Origin of the sequence: Streptomyces sp. NPDC101151, assembly GCF_044768335.1 — a bacterium.
Lineage (GTDB): Bacteria > Actinomycetota > Actinomycetes > Streptomycetales > Streptomycetaceae > Streptomyces.
Genome location: NZ_JBIWPP010000001.1, coordinates 349,305 through 364,374, shown reverse-complemented (window position 1 = coordinate 364,374; position 15,070 = coordinate 349,305). Strand labels below are relative to the sequence as shown.

Genomic DNA, 15,070 nt, shown 5'->3' with positions numbered 1-15,070 from the left:
CACCGGTCCACCGGGCCGATGACCAGCGATCAGCACGCGGTTTGCGTCAACCGCGGTGCGGTCGAGGCTGTCGTGATCGTTTCGGTGACCTGTTCAGGACCATTCACTCGAAGCGAAGGCTACGAACCGTGCGTACGTACAGCCCCAAGCCCGGCGATGTGACGCGCCAGTGGCACGTCATTGACGCTCAGGACGTCGTCCTGGGTCGTCTCGCCAGCACCGCCGCCTCCATTCTGCGGGGCAAGCACAAGCCGATCTACGCGCCCCACGTCGACACCGGTGACTTCGTCATCATCATCAACGCCGACAAGGTGCACCTCTCCGGCAACAAGCGGACCCAGAAGATGGCGTACCGCCACTCCGGCTACCCGGGTGGTCTGCGCTCCGTCCGTTACGACGAGCTCCTCGACAAGAACCCCGAGAAGGCCATCGAGAAGGCCGTCAAGGGCATGCTCCCCAAGAACACGCTGGGCCGTCAGATGCTCTCGAAGCTGAAGGTCTACAAGGGTGACCAGCACCCGCACGGCGCGCAGCAGCCGCAGCCGTACGAGATCACCCAGGTCGCGCAGTAAGTCCGGCCACCCCCTAAGACTGAAGAGAATCTGAGGAGAATCGTGGCCGAGACCACCGTTGAGCAGCCGGTCGAAGAGACTGAGCTCGTCGACATCGACAGCTACACCACCGAGTCCGAGGTCCCCGTCGAGGGTGAGTACACCTCGGAGTCCATGGCTTCCCGCTTCGGCGAGCCCCAGCCGGCCGCCGGCCTGGGCCGTCGCAAGAACGCCATCGCCCGTGTCCGGATCGTCCCGGGCACCGGCAAGTGGAAGATCAATGGTCGCACCCTCGAGGACTACTTCCCGAACAAGGTGCACCAGCAGGAAGTCAACGAGCCCTTCAAGGTGCTCGAGCTCGAAGGCCGTTACGACGTCATCGCCCGCATCGCGGGTGGCGGTGTCTCCGGTCAGGCCGGTGCGCTCCGTCTCGGTGTCGCCCGTGCGCTGAACGAGGCCGACGTCGACAACAACCGCGGCCCGCTCAAGAAGGCCGGCTTCCTCAAGCGCGACGACCGTGCGGTCGAGCGCAAGAAGGCCGGTCTGAAGAAGGCCCGCAAGGCTCCGCAGTACAGCAAGCGTTAATCAGGAGCTGCCTGCTCGTACTCCGAACGCCCCGGCGGCACGCCACATGTGCCGTCGGGGCGTTCGTTTATCCCGGCCAAGGGCGTATAACGACACAAGACGCTCAAAGGCTGGTGTGATCGGATGACCCGGCGTCTGCCACCATTCATGGCAGCAAGGACGCTTCCTCAGGAGGACACGTGGGACGACTCTTCGGTACGGACGGCGTGCGCGGTGTCGCCAACGCGGACCTGACGGCCGAGATGGCGCTCGGCCTGTCCGTCGCGGCGGCGCACGTGCTGGCCGAGGCGGGCACCTTTGAGGGCCACAGGCCGACGGCGGTGGTCGGACGGGACCCGCGTGCCTCCGGGGAGTTCCTTCAGGCTGCCGTGGTCGCGGGCCTGGCCAGCGCCGGTGTGGACGTGCTGACCGTGGACGTGCTGCCGACGCCCGCGGTGGCGCACCTGACCGGCGCGCTCGGCGCCGACCTCGGCGTGATGCTGTCCGCCAGCCACAACGCCATGCCGGACAACGGCATCAAGTTCTTCGCCCGCGGCGGCCACAAGCTCGCCGACGAGCTGGAGGACCGGATCGAGGCCGTCTACGAGTCCCACCGTCACGGTGAGCCCTGGCAGCGGCCCACCGGTGCCGGCGTCGGGCGGGTGCGGTCGTACGACGAGGGCTTCGAGAAGTACGTCGGCCATCTGCTGTCGGTCCTTCCGAACCGGCTGGACGGCCTGAAGGTCGTCCTGGACGAGGCACACGGCGCGGCCGCGGGGGTCTCGCCGGAGGCGTTCTCGCGGGCCGGCGCCCAGATCGTCACGATCGGCACCGAGCCGGACGGGCTCAACATCAACGACGGCTGCGGCTCCACCCACCTGGACAAGCTGAAGGCCGCCGTGATCGAGCACGGCGCCGACTTCGGCATCGCGCACGACGGTGACGCCGACCGCTGCCTGGCCGTGGACCACACCGGCGAGGAGGTGGACGGCGACCAGATCCTGGCCGTGCTCACGCTGGCGCTGCGGGAGCGGTCCGAGCTGCGCTCCGACACCGTCGTCGCCACGGTCATGTCCAACCTGGGCTTCAAACTGGCCATGGAGCGGGCGGGGATCCGGCTCGTGCAGACGGCCGTGGGCGACCGGTACGTGCTGGAGGAGATGAAGGAGCACGGATTCGCCCTGGGCGGCGAGCAGTCCGGGCACGTGATCATCCTCGACCACGCGACGACCGGCGACGGCACCCTGACCGGACTGCTGATCGCGGCGCGGGTCGCGGAGACCGGCCGTACGCTGCGGGATCTTGCCTCCGTCATGGAGCGGCTGCCGCAGATCCTCATCAACGTGCCGGACGTGGACAAGTCGCGGGTGAAGACGTCGGCCGACCTTGCCGCCGCTGTCGCCGAGGCGGAGCGGGAGTTGGGGTCCACCGGGCGGGTGCTGCTGCGTCCGTCGGGGACCGAGCCGCTGGTGCGGGTGATGGTCGAGGCCGCGGACATCGATCAGGCTCGGTCGGTGGCCGGGCGGCTGGCCGATGCGGTGAAGTCGGCGCTGGGTTAGGTCAGCGGGCCGACACCCGATTGAGCGTAACAAAGAGTGCGTGACCGATCACTGATTGTTTGACTTGCGTCGAGGGGACCCGCGTGGCGCCCCACCTCGACGAAAGAGAGAAACACAGGATGAAGATCGTGCGCAGCACCCTGAAGCGAGCAGCAGGTCCGGCCCTGGTCGCCGGTTTTGTCGTCGTCTCGTTCGCCACCCCGGCCGCCGCCCAGACACCGGGCTCCACGGCGTTCCGCATCTTCGGCAACACCGTCGGGGTGCAGTCGCGCACCGGCGTCCAGAACCATGTCACGGCCGCCGTCTCCAACAACCGTCTGATCCTCAGTGACCAGGCGGGCATCGCGGCCGGACCGGGCTGCTCCCAGGTGTCCGCCACCAGCGCCGACTGCGGCAGCGTCGGCAGCGTCGCCCGGCTCCTCATAGCGACGGGCGACCAGAACGACAGCGTCCTGGTCACCGCTCCGGTCAACAGCACGGTCGACATCGGCACGGGTGTCGACAGCGTCACCACCGGCAGCGGCAGGGACGTGATCGACGTGGAGGACAACACCGGCAACGACACGGTGAACTGCGGCGGCGGCAGCGACCTCGTGTTCGCCGACTCCGGCGACACCATCGCCGCGAACTGCGAATCGCGGTTCTAGACGCCGCCCGCCTTCGCCGTACGCTCACGCCGGCTGGCCCAGAACCACTTCTGGGCCAGCAGCGTCAGGGTTCCGGCGAGCACGATGCCCAGCAGGTTCAGCAGGAGCTGGTTCGTCGAACCGATCGTCTGGGACGTGTCGCCGTACGCCAGGGCCACGGCCGCGTTGGCGGCTGCGGGGACCGTCGTCACCGAGATGGCCACGCCCACCAGTGCGCCCGACTTGGCGGAGGTCAGGGACAAGGTGCCGGCGATGCCGGCCAGGACCGCCACTATGAACGAGAAGGCGTCGGGGGCGTACACGAATGCCGTGTTGGGGCGCTTGCCTTCCAGGTCGGATCGGTGGAAGAGGTCGACGGCGTCCATGAAATGGGTGAAGCCGACCGTCACCGCCATCGCCACGGCGAAGCCCACGAGCAGCGCGGTCAGTGAGCGCAGCGCGAGGCGGGGGCGCCGCCGCACCACGGCGGTGCAGAGGCCGGCCAGCGGACCGAACTCCGGGCCCACCGCCATCGCGCCCACGATCAGGATCGCGTTGTCCAGCACCACGCCGCAGGCCGCGATCATCGTTGCCAGCGTGATGAAGGCGAGGTAGGTGGCCGACAGCGTCGACTCCTCGTGGGTGGCCTCGGTGAGGCCTTCCCAGAGCACCGCGTCCGCGCCCTCGCCCGGAGCCTCCTCCTCGGCCTTGTCGGCGCGCCGGGACAGCGAGAGGTCGATGTCCTCCACGGCGATCGAGCCGGTCTCGTCCAGCCCCAACCGGCGCAGTCCGCCGATGAGTTCGTCCCCCGCCTCGCGCGCCACGTCGCACATCACGACGTCCCCGACGGGATTGCGGGCGGCCTTCGGCAACACGACAAGGTGGGCGGTGCCGACCGTTCTCTCGACGAGCCGCACCACCTCGTCCGTCTTCTCGGCGGGGGTGATCAGGCGCAGATGCAGCATGACGCCTTTTTAACAGGCGTCCATGAACACGTCACAGTTTGCGCAGCCTCAGCCGCTGCACCTTGTGGTCCGGGCCCTTGCGGACGATGAGGGTGGCGCGGCCGCGGGTGGGGGCGATGTTCTCGACCAGGTTGGGCTTGTTGATCGTCCGCCACAGGGTGCGGGCGTAGTCGAGGGCCTCCTCCTCGGAGACCTGGGTGTACTTGCGGAAGTACGAGTCCGGCTTCTGGAAGGCCGTCTGACGCAGCTTCTTGAAGCGGTTGAGGTACCAGCGTTCGATGTCGTCGGCGCCGGCGTCGACGTACACGCTGAAGTCGAAGTAGTCGGCGAGACCGACCCGGGTGCGGCCGTCCTTGCCGGGCAGGGCGGGCTGCAGGACGTTCAGGCCCTCGACGATCAGGATGTCGGGTCGGCGGACGGTGAGCTTCCGGTCCGGGACGATGTCGTAGATGAGGTGGGAGTAGACGGGGGCCGTCACCTCGTCCTTGCCGGCCTTGATGTCGGCGACGAAGCGGGTGAGCGCACGGCGGTCGTACGACTCGGGGAAGCCCTTCCGCGACATCATGCCGCGGGCTTCCAGTTCCTTGGTGGGGAGCAGGAAACCGTCCGTGGTGACCAGCTCCACGCGCGGGTGCTCGGGCCACCGGGAGAGCAGGGCCTGGAGGAGTCGGGCGACGGTGGACTTCCCGACCGCCACGGACCCGGCGACGCCTATGACGAACGGGGTGCCGGACTGGGAACCCTGCTCGCCGAGGAAGGTGTTGAGGGCGCCGCGCAGGCCGTCGGTGGCGCCGACGTAGAGGTTGAGGAGGCGGGAGAGCGGGAGGTAGATGTCCCGCACCTCGTCGAGGTCGATGACGTCGCCGAGTCCGCGCAGCTTCTCCACCTCCTCGGCGGTGAGCGGCAGCGGCGTCTTGTCGCGCAGCACGCTCCACTCGGCGCGGGTGAGGTCGACGTAGGGAGTCGCCTCCGGCTTCGACCGGTGGGCGCTCCGGGGCATCGAGGAGACCTGAGAGATCACAGTCCATTGTTAACGGAGTTTGAACGGGGTGGCGGGGTGGGGTGCGTCACGCCCGTGCCCGGTCCACCTGGCTGTCGATCCAGGCGCACAGCGCGTCCAGTGCCGTTTCCACCCGGTCGCCGTCGCCGGTGATCAGGAAGTCGGCCTGGAGGCTGGAGAAGGCGCTGTTGAGGAGGGTGGCGCAGGTCAGGGCGGCCTGGTCGGTCAGGCCGCGGTGGACCAGGCAGGAGGCGACGAACTCGGCACGGCCGCGGACGAAGTCGGGGTGCGGAAGGGCGAGGCGGCCGGCCGCCGCGAGGCCCTCGATCTCCCGGATGAGCCGGGTCATGTCGAGTTCCCCGGGGCTGAGGTTGCGCCGCCAGGCGGAGCGGACGACCTCGCTGACGGCGATCGCCGGGTCGTCCCAGCCCGGCGTGACGCGCAGCGCCTCGTGCTGGCGCTCGTCCAGCCGCTGGAGCACCGCCGCCAGCAGCGCGTTCTTGTCGGCGAAGTGGTGGGTCAGGACCCGGGTGCTCTGGCCGAGCCCCTCGGCGAGCGTGCGCAGCGAGAAGGAGCCGATGCCCGTGCGGGCGAGCTGTCCGATCACGGCGTCGGTCACCTCGCGTCGGCGTTCGGGGCTGGCGGGCCTCGGCATGGGCGGCGGCTCCCTTGTGAACTCCGGGCCTGGGGCCGGTTCCTGACGGCGTGCGGGTGCACACTCTCGCACACGGGTTAAGGGAAACGAGTGTTACCTTTACGGTGTGAGCTCCACCGCCTTCCGGCCTCCCCTCTGGCTCTACGCGCTGACCGTCGCCGCCTTCGCCGTCCAGACCGACGACTTCATCATCGTCGGCGTGCTGCGCGCGATCGCGGACGGCACGGGCCGCTCCGAAACCGCCGCCGGGCAGCTGGTCACGGTGTACTCGCTGGTCTATGCCCTCGCGGCGCCGGTGTGGTCACTGCTGCTCGACCGTGTCGCCCGGCGCGCCGCGCTCCTTGCGGCGCTCGCCGTCTTCTGCCTGGCCAACTTCGCCGTGCTGCTGGTCGGCGGCTCCTTCGCCGCGCTGATGGTCCTGCGCGTCCTCGCCGCGCTGGCCGCCGCGGTGGTCCTGCCCGCCGCGCTGGCCGCGGCCAGCACCCAGGCGCCGCCCCGGCACCAGGGCCGGTATCTGGCCACGGTCATGACCGGGCTGACCGGCGCGGTCCTGCTCGGTGTGCCCGCCGGTACGTGGATCGGGGCGGCCCTCGGCTGGCGGGCCACCTTCGCCTTCGGTGGCCTGCTGGGCCTGGCCGCCCTGGTGTGGGCGGCGATCATGCTCCCCGCGGCGGACGGCCGCGCAGAGGTGCACCGCTCCTTCGGTGACCTGATCCGGCCGCTGCTGCACGGCGCCGTCGCCGCGGTCCTCGTCGTCACCGTCCTCACCGTCGCCGGGAACCTCGCCTTTCAGACGTACCTCGCCCCGTTCCTGTCCGGTCTCGCCGGGGTGGCGCAGGGCGGTCTCGCCGCGCTCCTGGTCTGTTCGGGCATCGGCGGCGTCCTCGGCACCCAGTGCGCCGGCCGGCTCGTGGACCGCTACGAGCCGCTGCGCGCGTTCCTCCTGGCGGGCGCCGCCTTCTGTGCCGCGCTGGCCGCCTTCGCCCTGCTGTGGGCCGTCCGCCCGGTGCCGGTGGTCGTCGTCGCTGTTCTGCTGGCCGTCTGGTCGGCGGCGGCCTGGGCGGTGCCGCCGGGCATCCAGGCCCTGATGCTCGCCCGCGCCGGCACCCGTGCCGCGGGCCAGGCCATGGCCGTCCACAGCAGTTCGGTGTACGTCGGAGCGGCGCTCGGCGGCGTCCTGGGCGGAGTGGTCATCGCCCTGCGCCCCGGGCTGCTCCCGGTCGCGGCGGCACTGACCGTGGTGGTGGCCCTGGGGCTGACCCTCGTGACGGGGCGCAAGGCGGGCGAGGGCGCCGGGGCGGAGGGGCGGCGGCAGCGGGAACGGGTCTAGGGGGGCCGAGGGCAGGGTGCGGTGTGTTCCTCTCGCTCTTTATGGTCTCTTGAATGGCTGAAATGAGGGGGCCTGGAAAACGGGCGGAAGCGGTCGGAAAAATATGGAAAGAGGTCGGTGAGTAACTGAAGAAGGGGGAATTTCGTACGTCGCGCCAAGCGGTATTACCGGAAGGTGCGGCGCGCTTTGACGTGCCGCTTTTTGTGTACCTCTTGCCCTTTCGTGAGCCCCTTCACCTGCTGGTTCGTCTCCTGGTGAGACTTCATTCATATGTCGGTGCATTGGCCAAAGAAGTGCTGTGTGTGGCTGGCTGATTAGGTCCGTTGACGTTCTCTCGGGGGTGGGTGCAAGCTAGCGAAAGGATCCCGGACTGGAGGCTGTTATGTGGAATTCCTGGATATCCGATCGTCCGCAATGGGCGCCCGTCGCCACGGCGTGGATGCCGGAGCGCCCGCAGTGGGCACCGGCCGGATCGGCGTGGCTGCCGGAGCGTCCGCAGTGGGCGCCCGTCGCCACGGCGTGGATGCCGGAGCGCCCCCAGTGGGCACCGGCGGGCCGGCCGGCGGAGGCGGACTACTACCGGCTGATGCCCCTCGTGTGACCACCCCGACCGGGCGCAGCCGTCACCCCCGGGCGCCGGCTGCGCCCACCCCAGGCACGCCACATCCCGTCCCCGCACGCTGAGGAGAGGTATGACGCCCAAGAACCTCCTGGTCACCGGTGGCGCAGGCTTCATCGGCCGCACCATGATCCGGGGCATGCTCGACGACGGCCACACCATCACGTCCGTCGACAACTTCAAGATCGGCGGACGCGAGCACATCCCGGAGGACCTGCGCGGCCATGTGGAGTGGCTGGAGGGCGACACCCGTGACCCGGCCCTGCTGACGAAGCTGATGAAGGGCCGCGACGCCGTCGTGCATCTGGCCGCACCCTCCTCCTTCCTCATGTACGAGGAGGACCCGGTGGACGGCGCCTCGGTCACCGTCCACGGCTTCCTCAACGTCCTGGAGGCGATGCGGAGTGCCGACGTCGGCAAGCTGGTCTACGCGAGCACGAGCGCGGTCTACGAGGGCAACCCCGTCCCGTACACCGAGGACATGGAGCTGCGGCCGCCGGACCTGAAGGCGCTGTCGAAGAAGTGGAACGAGGAGGTGGCCCGCCAGTACACGGAGCGCTACGGCCTCATCGCCCTCGGCCTGCGCCCGTTCAGCGTCTACGGCCACGACGAGTTCAGCAAGGGCGGCTACGCCAACGTCATCTCGCTGTTCGCCTGGGCGGTCCTCAACGGCGCGACCCCGCTCCTGTGGGGCGACGGCAGCCAGACCCGTGACTTCATCTACGTGGAGGACGCCGGCCGCGCCTTCCGGACGGCGCTCGAAGCGGACCTGCCCACCCAGGAGTTCAATGTCGGCACAGGGGTCGAGACCAGCTTCAGCGACGTCCTGAGCATGATCGGCGAGGAGGCCGGGCGGCCCGTCGAGCCCGAGTTCGTCGACGTGCCGATCACCATCTACGCCCGGCGGCTGTGGGCCGACGTGACCCGCGCGACCGGTGTCCTCGGCTTCCGGCACGAGATCGACGTACGCGAGGGCGTGCGGCGGGTGGTCGCCGCGGCGCGCCGGGCGCAGGAGTCCGGACAGTGGCCCGCGTTGAAGGACGCGCAGCTGTACTTCGAATCACTCCCCGCGAGCTGATGCCGATGCCCAGGGTCCTCGCGCTGACCGACTCGCCGGAGGACGTGCGCCGCTTCTGCCCGGCCGAGGACACACTGCTGTTCCGGATCCGGCTGCTGCCGCCCGAGGAACACACCTACGAGCGGTTCGCGGAGATCTACCGGGCGCTGAAGGCGTCGTGCGACCTGTCCCGCGTGGACGTCGTCGTCGCCGAGTATGTCGAGTCCCTCCCGCTGCTGCACTTCATGCGGCGGGACGGATACCGCCCTCCGGCGCTGATGATCCCGCACACCAACCCCTACCCGCTGCACATCCTGCTGTACTTCCTCCTCGTGGCCGCCCGTCCGCACCCGGCCGACCTGGTCATCTGCGGCTCCCGCAACGCCGAGCGCGCCTACCGGCACGTCACCGGCATCCCGTCCGGGAACATCTGCACCTTCGGCATCAAGGACGTGTACCGCACCAGGGACCGTGCCACGAGCCGTGCCGCGCTCGGACTGCCACCCCAGGGGCGGCTGTTGCTGTACACCGGGCGGTTCATGAACGACAAGGGCCTGCACGCGCTGCTGTCCGGCTACCACCGGCTGCGCGCCGAGGACCCGGACGTGCTGCTGACCATGTCGGTCACCCACATCGACCCGCCGTACTTCAACCGGCTGGCCCCGCTCATGCGCGACGTCGTCCTCTACCACCGTCTGGAGAAGGAGCGCACGGCCGACCTGTACAACGCGGCCGATGTCTTCGTCTCCGGCGCGACGAGCATCTTCGAGACCTACGGCAAGTCACCCCTGGAGGCGCTGGCCTGCGGGGTGCCGGTCGTCGTTCCCCGCTGGGACGGATTCCCGTACTTCATCGGCGACGACAACGGCGGACTCGTCGACGTCGAGTACCTCGACCAGCCGCACACCAGCCCCTACGAGTTCGCCCGGATGCGGGAGGACGACTTCGCCGCCGTCGTCCGGCGGGTGCTCGCCCGGCGCGAGCCGATCCCGGCGGGCGTGCCCGAATGGGCCCGCTACGAACGGACGATGAAGATCCTGCCAGGTGTGCTGGAGCGCATGGCCGCGGCCGGCCCCGCCGAGCCCGGCGAGCCGCGCCCGTCCCTCGGCTCCGACCGCCTTCCCGCACCCGTGCGGGCGGTCCTGGACCACTACGGCCTCGCCGCCCCCGACGACGAGGACCCGCTGGCCCGGGCCGACCGCCTCGGCCTGCTGACCGGCAGTGACCCGGGCGAGCGGGAGCTGCTGCGCGACCTCCACCACGAGATCTTCCATGTCATGGACGCCGAGCGGGAGCGAGTCTGACGAGCCGATGCACCAGGACTTCCGGGAAACCCGGGCCCTCTTCGACGAGGTGGCGGGCGAGTACGACCGCACCGGCGTGGCGTTCTTCGGTCCCGTCGGCGGACGCCTCGTCCAGCACGCGGCCTTGCGGCGGGGCGAGGCCGTGCTCGACATCGGCTGCGGGCGGGGAGCCGTCCTGATCCCCGCGGCGCGGGCCGTCGGACCACAGGGCAGAGCCACCGGCATCGACATCTCCGCCGCCATGGTGGAGGCCGCCCGCGCCGAGGCACACGCGGCCGGGCTGGACACGGTCGAGGTCCGGATCGGCGACGGCCAGGACCCGCGCTTCCCGCCCGGCGCCTTCGACGCGGTCACCGGCGGCATGAGCGTGCACATGCTCACCGACCCGCCCGCCGCCTTCCGCGCCTACGGCCGGCTGCTGCGGCCGGGCGGCCGCCTCGCCCTGTCCGCCCCCACCTGCGTCCACCGGCCGGAGCCGGAGGTGTTCGGGCTGCGCAGCATCGCCCGGATGGCGGCCGCGCACCCCTCCGGCAGCGGCGTCTACCCCTACGCCGAACCCTTCGGGGGCGCCCGCCGGGCCCGCGCCGACCTGCTCGACGCGGGCTTCACCGAAGTGGAGATCCACGACGAGCCCGCTTTCATCACCGCCGACTCGGCCCGGCAGTTCCTGCGCTGGACGCGTACGCACGGGATGCGCCGGCTGTGGCAGCGGATCCCGCCACCGCTGCGCCCGGGCCTCGAACGGGCCATCACGACGGAGGCGCAGGCCCGCAGCGAGGCCCCCGGCCACATCGCCCTGCGCGTCCCGGTGACCTATGTCGTCGCCCACGCACCACCGGCCCGGACCGACGCGGCCGACGCCTCTGCCATCGATGTCCCGGAGGAGCCGTGACCGTACAGCGAACCGTCGTCGGACCGGGTACCGCTCAGCGGCCCGCACCCGCGCCCCTGTGGTCCTGGGCGCGTGAGCAGTTCGACCTGGATCCCGACTACGTCCATCTCGCCCTGTCGATGCTGGCGCCGCATCCCCGTCCCGTCCGCGAGGCCATCGAACGGCACCGGCGCGCCCTGGACCGCAACCCCGCCCAGTACTTCCACAGCCGCGACGACCAGGTCCGGCGGGTCCTGGACAAGGCCGCCGCCTATCTGCGCACCCGGCCCGACTCCCTCGCGCTCACCGAGTCGACCACCGCCGGCCTGGCCGTCGTCCACACCGGTATGCGGCTCGCGCCCGGCGACGAGATCCTGAGCACCGAGCACGAGCACTACGCCGCCTCGGAACTGATCCGTTTCAAGGCGGCCGCGAGCGGCGCCACCCACCGCACGATCCGGCTGTACGAGCACGGATCCGCCGCCGACGCGGAGGAGATCACCGACGCACTCGCCCGTGGGCTGCGCGACTCCACCCGGGTCCTCGCCCTGACCTGGGTCCACTCCGGCACCGGCGTCAAACTGCCGCTGGCCCGCATCGGCGAGGTCGTCGCCCGGGCCAACGCGGGCCGGCCGCCCGAGCAGCGGATCCTCGTCTGCGTCGACGCCGTGCACGGCCTCGGCGTGGAGGACTTCCAGGTCGAGCGGCTCGGCTGCGACTTCTTCGCCGCCGGCTGCCACAAGTGGCTCTTCGGTCCCCGCGGCACGGGCCTGGTCTGGGGCAGCGACCAGGGCTGGGCGGCCGTCGATCCGATCGTCACCTCCTTCGACGTGGAGGTGTTCTGGCCCTGGTACCTGGGCCGCGTCCCGGACGCGGAGGCCCCGTGCGCCCGATTGTGCACCCCCGGTGGCTTTCCCGCCTACGAGCACCGGTGGGCTCTCGCGGAGGCCTTCGACTTCCAGGAGGCGCTGGGCAAGGCCCGGGTGGCCGCCCGCATCGCCGAGCTCACCGCCTACTGCCACGCCCGCCTCACCGACCTCGCCGGCATCCGGGTGCGCACCCCGGCCGATCCGTCGATGCGCTCGGGAATGGTCTGCTTCGACGTGGCCGGGGCCGACCCTGCCGACATCGTGGCCGCCCTGGAGCGGAAACGGATCATGGCCGGTCAGACGCCCTATCGCAGCAGCGCGATCCGGTTCGCGCCGGGCGTGCTGAACACCGCCGACGACATCGACCGCGCCGTCGGCGCCCTGGACCGGATCGTGCGCGAGACGGGCCGCCGATGACACGGCGGACCGCCTCGGGGCGGGTCCCGCGCTTCCCGGCCGGTGCCCGCAATGTGCCGCTTCGGGTGCGGTGGAAGGCCGTCCAGCGACGCGAATCCCGCTGAGAATTTCCGATTTCGGGCACGCGGCAGCTCTTTTTGAGCGTTCTCGGACCGTAGGCTGCCGCTCATGTGCGGAATCGTGGGATACGTAGGGTCGCAGTCGGCGCTCGATGTCGTGATGGCCGGGCTGAAGCGGCTGGAGTACCGGGGTTACGACTCGGCGGGCGTCGCCGTGCTGGCGGACGGCGGGCTGGCCGCGGCGAAGAAGGCCGGGAAACTGGTCAACCTGGAGAAGGAGTTGGTCGAACGGCCGCTGCCGGCGGGCTCGACGGGCATCGGCCACACCCGCTGGGCCACCCACGGCGGCCCGACGGACGCGAACGCGCACCCGCATCTCGACAACGCCGGCCGGGTGGCCGTCGTCCACAACGGCATCATCGAGAACTTCGCCGTGCTGCGCGCCGAGTTGGCCGAGCGCGGCCACGAGCTGTCGTCCGAGACGGACACCGAGGTCGTCGCGCACCTGCTGGCGGAGGAGTTCTCCTCGTGCGCCGATCTCGCCGAGGCCATGCGGCTGGTGTGCCGGCGCCTGGAGGGCGCGTTCACGCTGGTCGCGGCGCACGCGGACGAGCCGGACGTGGTCGTGGGCGCGCGCCGCAACTCCCCGCTCGTGGTGGGCGTGGGAGAGGGCGAGGCGTTCCTGGCCTCCGACGTCGCCGCGTTCATCGCGCACACGCGCTCGGCGATCGAGCTCGGCCAGGACCAGGTGGTCGAGCTGCGCCGGGACGGCGTGCGGGTGACGGGCTTCGACGGCCGCGAGGCGGACGTCCGCCCCTACCACGTGGACTGGGACGCCTCGGCCGCCGAGAAGGGCGGCTACGACTACTTCATGCTGAAGGAGATCGCCGAGCAGCCGAAGGCCGTCGCCGACACGTTGCTGGGCCGCATCGACGCGGCCGGGTCACTCACCCTGGACGAGGTGCGGATCTCCCCGTCCGAGCTGCGCGAGGTGGACAAGGTCGTCATCGTCGCGTGCGGTACGGCCTTTCACGCCGGTCTCATCGCCAAGTACGCGATCGAGCACTGGACGCGGATCCCGTGCGAGGTGGAGCTGGCGAGCGAGTTCCGCTACCGGGACCCGATCCTGGACGGGCGCTCGCTGGTGATCGCCATCTCCCAGTCCGGCGAGACCATGGACACCCTGATGGCGCTGCGGCACGCACGCGAGCAGGGGTCCAAGGTGCTGGCGATCTGCAACACCAACGGCTCGACGATTCCACGCGAGTCGGATGCGGTGCTCTACACGCACGCGGGGCCGGAGGTGGCTGTCGCCTCCACCAAGGCGTTCCTGACGCAGCTGGTGGCGTGCTACCTGGTGGCCCTGTACCTGGGCCAGGTGCGGGGCACCAAGTGGGGCGACGAGATCCGTGCCGTGATCCGGGACCTCTCCCGGATCTCGGGTGCGGTCGAGCGGGTCCTGGAGACGATGGAGCCGGTACGGGCTCTCGCGCGGACCCTGGCCCCGAAGAACACGGTGCTGTTCCTGGGCCGGCACGTGGGTTATCCGGTCGCCCTGGAGGGCGCCCTCAAGCTCAAGGAACTCGCCTACATGCACGCCGAGGGCTTCGCGGCGGGCGAGCTGAAGCACGGCCCGATCGCGCTGATCGAGGAGGACGTGCCCGTGGTGGTCGTCGTGCCGTCACCCCGGGGCCGGTCCGTCCTCCACGACAAGATCGTGTCCAACATCCAGGAGATCCGGGCGCGAGGAGCACGGACGATCGTGATCGCGGAGGAGGGCGACGAGGCGGTGGTCCCGTACGCAGACCACCTGATCCGCATCCCGGCGACCCCGACCCTGCTGCAGCCGCTGGTGGCGACGGTGCCACTGCAGGTGTTCGCCTGCGAGCTGGCCACCGCCCGGGGCAATGAGGTCGATCAGCCGCGGAACCTGGCGAAGTCGGTGACGGTGGAGTAGTTCTTCACGCCGTCGAGGAAGGCGGAGAAGGCTCCGGCCGGGACGGTGAGGGTTGCTTCGGCCGGGGTCTTCGAGTCGTGGACGGCTGTGTGGGTGGGGGAGTTCGCGATCTCCACGCAGTCGTCGCCGTCGCCACGGTCTGAGCAGGACGACTTCCGCCGGCTCTCGGGGTGATCACCGGAAACCTCACAGCTCTTTCGCCAACCTGTGGATGAAGCCAGGTCACACCGTGCCGCGGTGCCGCGCCACCGTAGGCTGCCCGCATGAGCATCATCGGAGTCGGCATCGACGTCGCCGAGATCGATCGGTTCCGGGCGTCGCTCGACCGGACGCCGGGGCTGGCCGATCGGCTGTTCCTGGAGAGTGAGTTGCTGCTGCCCAACGGGGAGCGGCGCGGTATCGCGTCCCTCGCGGTGCGGTTCGCCGCCAAGGAGGCGGTCGCCAAGGCGCTGGGTGCGCCGGGCGGGCTGTACTGGACCGATGCCGAGGTGTACGTCGAGGACACCGGACAGCCGCGGCTGCGGGTGACGGGGACCGTGGCCGCGCGGGCCGCGGAACTCGGGGTGCAGTCCTGGCACGTGTCGCTCAGTCATGACGCGGGGGTGGCGTCGGCCGTGGTGATCGCCGAGGGCTGAGCGAGCCGGGTGCGGTCACCGGCGTTTCCGGG

Annotated in this window: 16 protein-coding genes; 12 read left to right on the top strand and 4 right to left on the bottom strand. The window is 70.5% G+C overall.

Going from position 1 to position 15,070, the window contains the following annotated elements; all coding sequences use genetic code 11:
• Window positions 1-128: 128 nt before the first annotated feature.
• The 4 genes from rplM to ACIRU3_RS01655 all read left to right on the top strand — a co-directional run bounded on the left by rplM (window position 129) and on the right by ACIRU3_RS01655 (window position 3,321).
• A complete protein-coding gene (gene rplM, locus ACIRU3_RS01670) occupies window positions 129-572 on the top strand; it encodes a 50S ribosomal protein L13 (RefSeq protein ID WP_030046395.1) in 444 nt (147 codons plus the stop codon).
• A gap of 42 nt (window positions 573-614) precedes the next feature.
• Window positions 615-1,136 carry a 30S ribosomal protein S9 gene (rpsI, locus tag ACIRU3_RS01665; RefSeq protein WP_404049873.1) on the top strand — a complete coding sequence of 174 codons (522 nt, stop codon included), beginning with the start codon at window positions 615-617 and terminating at the stop codon, window positions 1,134-1,136.
• A 179-nt stretch (window positions 1,137-1,315) separates the two neighbouring features.
• On the top strand, window positions 1,316-2,674 hold the full coding sequence (glmM, locus tag ACIRU3_RS01660) for a phosphoglucosamine mutase (RefSeq protein WP_404049871.1): 1,359 nt from the start codon (window positions 1,316-1,318) through the stop codon (window positions 2,672-2,674).
• A gap of 128 nt (window positions 2,675-2,802) precedes the next feature.
• Complete coding sequence (locus tag ACIRU3_RS01655) at window positions 2,803-3,321, top strand: hypothetical protein (protein ID WP_404049868.1); 519 nt, start codon at window positions 2,803-2,805, stop codon at window positions 3,319-3,321.
• Here the strand turns inward: ACIRU3_RS01655 and ACIRU3_RS01650 are convergent.
• The 3 genes from ACIRU3_RS01650 to ACIRU3_RS01640 form a co-directional block, all read right to left on the bottom strand.
• Window positions 3,318-4,265, bottom strand: coding sequence for a DUF389 domain-containing protein (locus ACIRU3_RS01650; RefSeq protein WP_404049866.1), 948 nt, complete (start codon window positions 4,263-4,265; stop codon window positions 3,318-3,320). The two genes, ACIRU3_RS01655 and ACIRU3_RS01650, sit on opposite strands and share 4 nt — an antisense overlap.
• 31 nt (window positions 4,266-4,296) lie before the next feature.
• Window positions 4,297-5,265 (bottom strand): type I pantothenate kinase, encoded by a 969-nt coding sequence (gene coaA / locus ACIRU3_RS01645; RefSeq protein ID WP_404050536.1) that lies wholly within the window; start codon window positions 5,263-5,265, stop codon window positions 4,297-4,299.
• A gap of 67 nt (window positions 5,266-5,332) precedes the next feature.
• Complete coding sequence (locus tag ACIRU3_RS01640; RefSeq protein ID WP_404049863.1) at window positions 5,333-5,920, bottom strand: TetR/AcrR family transcriptional regulator; 588 nt, start codon at window positions 5,918-5,920, stop codon at window positions 5,333-5,335.
• A gap of 106 nt (window positions 5,921-6,026) precedes the next feature.
• On the opposite strand from ACIRU3_RS01640, the gene ACIRU3_RS01635 reads away from it, so the two are divergent.
• The 7 genes from ACIRU3_RS01635 to glmS all read left to right on the top strand — a co-directional run bounded on the left by ACIRU3_RS01635 (window position 6,027) and on the right by glmS (window position 14,403).
• On the top strand, window positions 6,027-7,250 hold the full coding sequence (locus ACIRU3_RS01635; protein WP_404049860.1) for an MFS transporter: 1,224 nt from the start codon (window positions 6,027-6,029) through the stop codon (window positions 7,248-7,250).
• Between the two features lie 382 nt (window positions 7,251-7,632).
• Window positions 7,633-7,851 carry a hypothetical protein gene (locus tag ACIRU3_RS01630; RefSeq protein ID WP_404049857.1) on the top strand — a complete coding sequence of 73 codons (219 nt, stop codon included), beginning with the start codon at window positions 7,633-7,635 and terminating at the stop codon, window positions 7,849-7,851.
• 91 nt (window positions 7,852-7,942) lie between these two features.
• On the top strand, window positions 7,943-8,947 hold the full coding sequence (locus tag ACIRU3_RS01625) for an NAD-dependent epimerase/dehydratase family protein (RefSeq protein ID WP_404049855.1): 1,005 nt from the start codon (window positions 7,943-7,945) through the stop codon (window positions 8,945-8,947).
• A gap of 5 nt (window positions 8,948-8,952) precedes the next feature.
• Entirely contained in the window at window positions 8,953-10,230 is a 1,278-nt protein-coding gene (locus tag ACIRU3_RS01620; RefSeq protein ID WP_404049852.1) for a glycosyltransferase family 4 protein, read from the top strand.
• Window positions 10,199-11,122 carry a class I SAM-dependent methyltransferase gene (locus tag ACIRU3_RS01615; RefSeq protein ID WP_404049850.1) on the top strand — a complete coding sequence of 308 codons (924 nt, stop codon included), beginning with the start codon at window positions 10,199-10,201 and terminating at the stop codon, window positions 11,120-11,122. The genes ACIRU3_RS01620 and ACIRU3_RS01615 overlap by 32 nt, the downstream gene beginning before the upstream one ends.
• Window positions 11,119-12,387: an aminotransferase class V-fold PLP-dependent enzyme gene (locus ACIRU3_RS01610; protein ID WP_404049847.1), complete on the top strand. Its 1,269-nt coding sequence runs from the start codon at window positions 11,119-11,121 to the stop codon at window positions 12,385-12,387. Before ACIRU3_RS01615 ends, ACIRU3_RS01610 begins: the two co-directional genes overlap by 4 nt.
• Before the next feature lie 168 nt (window positions 12,388-12,555).
• The gene (gene glmS, locus ACIRU3_RS01605; RefSeq protein WP_404049845.1) at window positions 12,556-14,403 is read left to right on the top strand and encodes a glutamine--fructose-6-phosphate transaminase (isomerizing); all 1,848 of its coding nucleotides are present in this window, start codon (window positions 12,556-12,558) and stop codon (window positions 14,401-14,403) included.
• Here the strand turns inward: glmS and ACIRU3_RS01600 are convergent.
• On the bottom strand, window positions 14,364-14,624 hold the full coding sequence (locus ACIRU3_RS01600; RefSeq protein WP_404050533.1) for a DUF397 domain-containing protein: 261 nt from the start codon (window positions 14,622-14,624) through the stop codon (window positions 14,364-14,366). The genes glmS and ACIRU3_RS01600 overlap by 40 nt on opposite strands.
• A 42-nt stretch (window positions 14,625-14,666) precedes the next feature.
• Between ACIRU3_RS01600 and ACIRU3_RS01595 the strand changes: the two genes are divergently transcribed.
• Complete coding sequence (locus ACIRU3_RS01595; protein ID WP_404049842.1) at window positions 14,667-15,038, top strand: holo-ACP synthase; 372 nt, start codon at window positions 14,667-14,669, stop codon at window positions 15,036-15,038.
• Window positions 15,039-15,070: the final 32 nt, after the last annotated feature.

Coding starts and splice junctions, on each gene's coding strand:
- ACIRU3_RS01650 (WP_404049866.1), bottom strand. CDS start 4,265: ATGCTGCATCTGCGCCTGATCACCCCCGCCGAGAAGACGGACGAGGTG.
- coaA (WP_404050536.1), bottom strand. CDS start 5,265: ATGCCCCGGAGCGCCCACCGGTCGAAGCCGGAGGCGACTCCCTACGTC.
- ACIRU3_RS01640 (WP_404049863.1), bottom strand. CDS start 5,920: ATGCCGAGGCCCGCCAGCCCCGAACGCCGACGCGAGGTGACCGACGCC.
- ACIRU3_RS01630 (WP_404049857.1), top strand. CDS start 7,633: ATGTGGAATTCCTGGATATCCGATCGTCCGCAATGGGCGCCCGTCGCC.
- ACIRU3_RS01625 (WP_404049855.1), top strand. CDS start 7,943: ATGACGCCCAAGAACCTCCTGGTCACCGGTGGCGCAGGCTTCATCGGC.
- ACIRU3_RS01620 (WP_404049852.1), top strand. CDS start 8,953: ATGCCCAGGGTCCTCGCGCTGACCGACTCGCCGGAGGACGTGCGCCGC.
- ACIRU3_RS01615 (WP_404049850.1), top strand. CDS start 10,199: ATGTCATGGACGCCGAGCGGGAGCGAGTCTGACGAGCCGATGCACCAG.
- glmS (WP_404049845.1), top strand. CDS start 12,556: ATGTGCGGAATCGTGGGATACGTAGGGTCGCAGTCGGCGCTCGATGTC.
- ACIRU3_RS01595 (WP_404049842.1), top strand. CDS start 14,667: ATGAGCATCATCGGAGTCGGCATCGACGTCGCCGAGATCGATCGGTTC.